The organism is Vibrio sp. B181a, from assembly GCF_030248375.1.
In the GTDB taxonomy this organism is placed as follows: domain Bacteria; phylum Pseudomonadota; class Gammaproteobacteria; order Enterobacterales; family Vibrionaceae; genus Vibrio; species Vibrio campbellii.
Window position 1 is genome coordinate 1 of sequence record NZ_JAHGAD010000041.1, and the last position, 2,929, is coordinate 2,929.

The following is a 2,929-nucleotide window of genomic DNA, read 5'->3' on the forward strand; positions in this document are numbered from 1 at the left end:
GCACGCTGGTTAAGCACAACTTCATTCGCTGGCCGCTACGCATCGTTCGTTACGACATCGACTCCGAGAAGAACCCGTGGAAGCTGGCGATTGATTGCTTTGATGGCCCAGCGCGTGAAATTCAATTTGAGCAACAGGAGAAGCCGTAATGAAAGTCTTATTAGGCGTAAGCCTTATGATGGTCTTGGCACTACCTTGTTTTTCTTCGCTTGCCAGTACGCCGCGCGCCATGGAGTGGCGCGGGGTGCCGCTGAGCATCACGCTCACCCCAGAGCAAGAGACCATCCTCCACCTTGGCGCGGATGTGCGTGTGGCCACGCCGGCGCATTTAGCGTCCAGTCTGCGTGTCTCCTCGCTAGCCGGGCGCGTGTATTTGACCGCCAGTGAGCCGTTTGATGCTGCAAGATTGCAGGTGATGCGTCTCAGTGACGGCATGCGTCTGCTGCTCGATATCAGCGCCAAAGCGGGCGCAACCACCCCGCCACAGATAGATATTGTGTTGCCGGGTAACCCAAGCGACCAAGACAGGAACAGTGGCAAGTCAGAAGTGTCTGAGCGTGACGCCCACTTAGCCCACCTGCGCATGGCGCCAGAGGCGCTTTTGGTGCGCTATGCGATGCAAAGTCTCTACAGCCCTTCTCATGCGCTAGAGCCATTGCCTGGTGTGGTGCGCGCCCCCATGGGACTGCCAGAAGACATCCAAGCCAACGCGTTCAGCAAATGGCGCGTGCGCGCCAAACCTATCGCAGCGTGGCAGCTGGGTGAGCAGGTGGTCACCGCGGTGAGTTTAACCAACCAAACCGAGCGTCGTGAAGCGCTCGACCCGCGTTTGGTCACATTAGGCGGTCAATGTTTGCTGTCACGCTGCGCGGTGAGCTTTTCCCACCCAGAGTTGGGACCGGCAGATTCCGCCACCAAGCAAGCCACCGCGTTTATCGTCACGAAAGGCCCACTGGCCGATAACCTGCTGCCAAGCGCACATTAAGGAGGCGACATGCTGACACGCGGTAACCCCCTCATCAAAATTGGCGCCGGACTGGGGCTGGTCGGCTTTATCGCCTTAGCCATCATCATCGGCGCTGCGCCCTCAAAACCTGAGCCCGCTGCCGAGCCAGAGCAAGACACGCCCGTGAGCGTCGCCGCCACGCAGGCTCAAACCAAGGCGCTGAAAGCGTTTACTGACAGTCCAACCGATACGCTGCGCACGCTGGGCGTGGCGTATCAAAAAAGCGAAGCGGAGAAAGCGCAGCTCGCCAAAGCGCTTGAGCAAACCCAAGCGCAAATGGCGCAGCAGCAGAGCCAAAATGATAAGCAGGTCGAAGCGCTGGAAAGTCAGCTTACCCTGCTAACCGAAAGGCTTAACACCTCACTAAGCAGCATTGAAGAAAAAGTCAGTCAAAGCCGTGACGAGTTTCGCACGCGTCAAGCGCCGGTGCGCGACAGCATGTCGTATGAAGAAGAATTGGGCCTGGACTCGCCGCGTCAAGGACTGCCGACAGGGACAGGCTCAGGGATAGGGTACGCGCAGCCCAGTGGTGATGGTCTGATTTGGACTGAGCCTTTGGATGCGACCCAAGATAAAGACGGCAACTGGCTAACGCCAGCGACTCAAGTCGCGGGGCACATGCTTGATGGCCTATCTGATGACTTTGACCAAGCTGGCCACTTTGATACCAATAAAAAGCAAGGCACGCCCGTCTATACCTTGCATCGCGGCGCCATGCTCGCCAACGCCGTCAGCATGACCGCGCTGATGGGGCGCATCCCAATGAATGGCCAAGTCACCGACCCTTATCCGTTTTCAATGATAGTCGGCAAAGAGAACCTGCTGGCGAATGGTTTTACCTTGCCGGATGTGCAAGGGGCCATCGTCACTGGCACCGTGACCGGGGATTGGAGTTTGTCGTGCGTGCGCGGCGTGGTCGAATCCATCGATTTTATTCGCGCGGACGGCTCAATCCTTTCGTTTCCGGAGGACGAAGAGGCGATTGATTCGGGTTTTGATGGCACCTCAGTCAAAACGGGCGACCTAGGCTTTTTGGCCGACCCCAATGGCAACCCATGTTTAACCGGAGAACGCATTTCCAACGCACCGGAATACCTGACCACCCAAGGATTATTAGACGCGGCTTCTGCCGCGGCCAATGCAGTGGCGATTTCTCAGCAAACCATTTCGGTCGATGGCTCAACCAGTACCTCGGCCATGACCGGCAATGCGGCGAAAAACGCCGCGGCCGAATCGGCGGCCGCGTTTACAGGCACCGTCTCGGAATTTATCCAAGCGCGCATGGGGGCAAGCTTTGATGTTATCTACACGCCGCCAGGCACCAAAGCCAGCATTCACCTTCGAAAACCCGTCACCTTGCGTGCGCCTGCTGTGCCAGTGCGCGTACGTTATGACACCCTCTCACAAGGAGCAAGCTATGCATTGCCATAAGTGGATAACCATCACTCTTAGTCTCGCCATTGTTTCGCTGGTTGGCTGCTCGACCGCCCAAGACGATACGCTGCCGCAGCCACACACCAACTCAGAGCAAGTTTGGCATGCGCAAATGGGTGGGGGCGGTGATGACAAGCTCACTCAATACCTCGGCGAGCTGCGTGCGCCGCTTGACGTAAGCGCACTGGCTGAACGTCAAAGCGACTACGCCCGTGACAGCTGGCGTGAGACCACCAACCAATTTCCAAGGCTGCCTAACCCTGATGTAGTGCTGTATGTCTTGCCGCATCAATCTGGCGCCTTACCGGTGCCAGGCTACAGCACCGTGTTTCCGCTTTATGAGCGCGTGCATTACGCCACGCCGCTAGGCAGCTCGGCCAACTTACCCAAGGAGCATTGGTGATGCTAAATCGAATCAAACACTCAGTGAGCGACTTTTTCACCGAAGGCAAAGCGCTGGAAGCGCCGGGACTGGATTACAGCGTGCCG

At 57.5% G+C, this 2,929-nt stretch carries 4 protein-coding genes; all 4 read left to right on the top strand.

From position 1 onward, the window contains the following. The first annotated feature begins 5 nt into the window (after positions 1-5). From KIO97_RS18470 to KIO97_RS18485, 4 genes are read left to right on the top strand one after another with little or no spacing between them, the layout of a single operon-like run. Positions 6-149 carry a DUF2895 family protein gene (locus KIO97_RS18470; RefSeq protein WP_285383621.1) on the top strand — a complete coding sequence of 48 codons (144 nt, stop codon included), beginning with the start codon at positions 6-8 and terminating at the stop codon, positions 147-149. A 29-nt stretch (positions 150-178) separates the two neighbouring features. Further along, entirely contained in the window at positions 179-985 is an 807-nt protein-coding gene (locus tag KIO97_RS18475) for a TIGR03749 family integrating conjugative element protein (RefSeq protein WP_285383622.1), read from the top strand. A gap of 9 nt (positions 986-994) precedes the next feature. Continuing rightward, positions 995-2,437: a TIGR03752 family integrating conjugative element protein gene (locus KIO97_RS18480; RefSeq protein ID WP_285383619.1), complete on the top strand. Its 1,443-nt coding sequence runs from the start codon at positions 995-997 to the stop codon at positions 2,435-2,437. Next, a complete protein-coding gene (locus KIO97_RS18485; RefSeq protein WP_285383620.1) occupies positions 2,424-2,843 on the top strand; it encodes a TIGR03751 family conjugal transfer lipoprotein in 420 nt (139 codons plus the stop codon). The genes KIO97_RS18480 and KIO97_RS18485 overlap by 14 nt, the downstream gene beginning before the upstream one ends. Positions 2,844-2,929 lie beyond the last annotated feature (86 nt).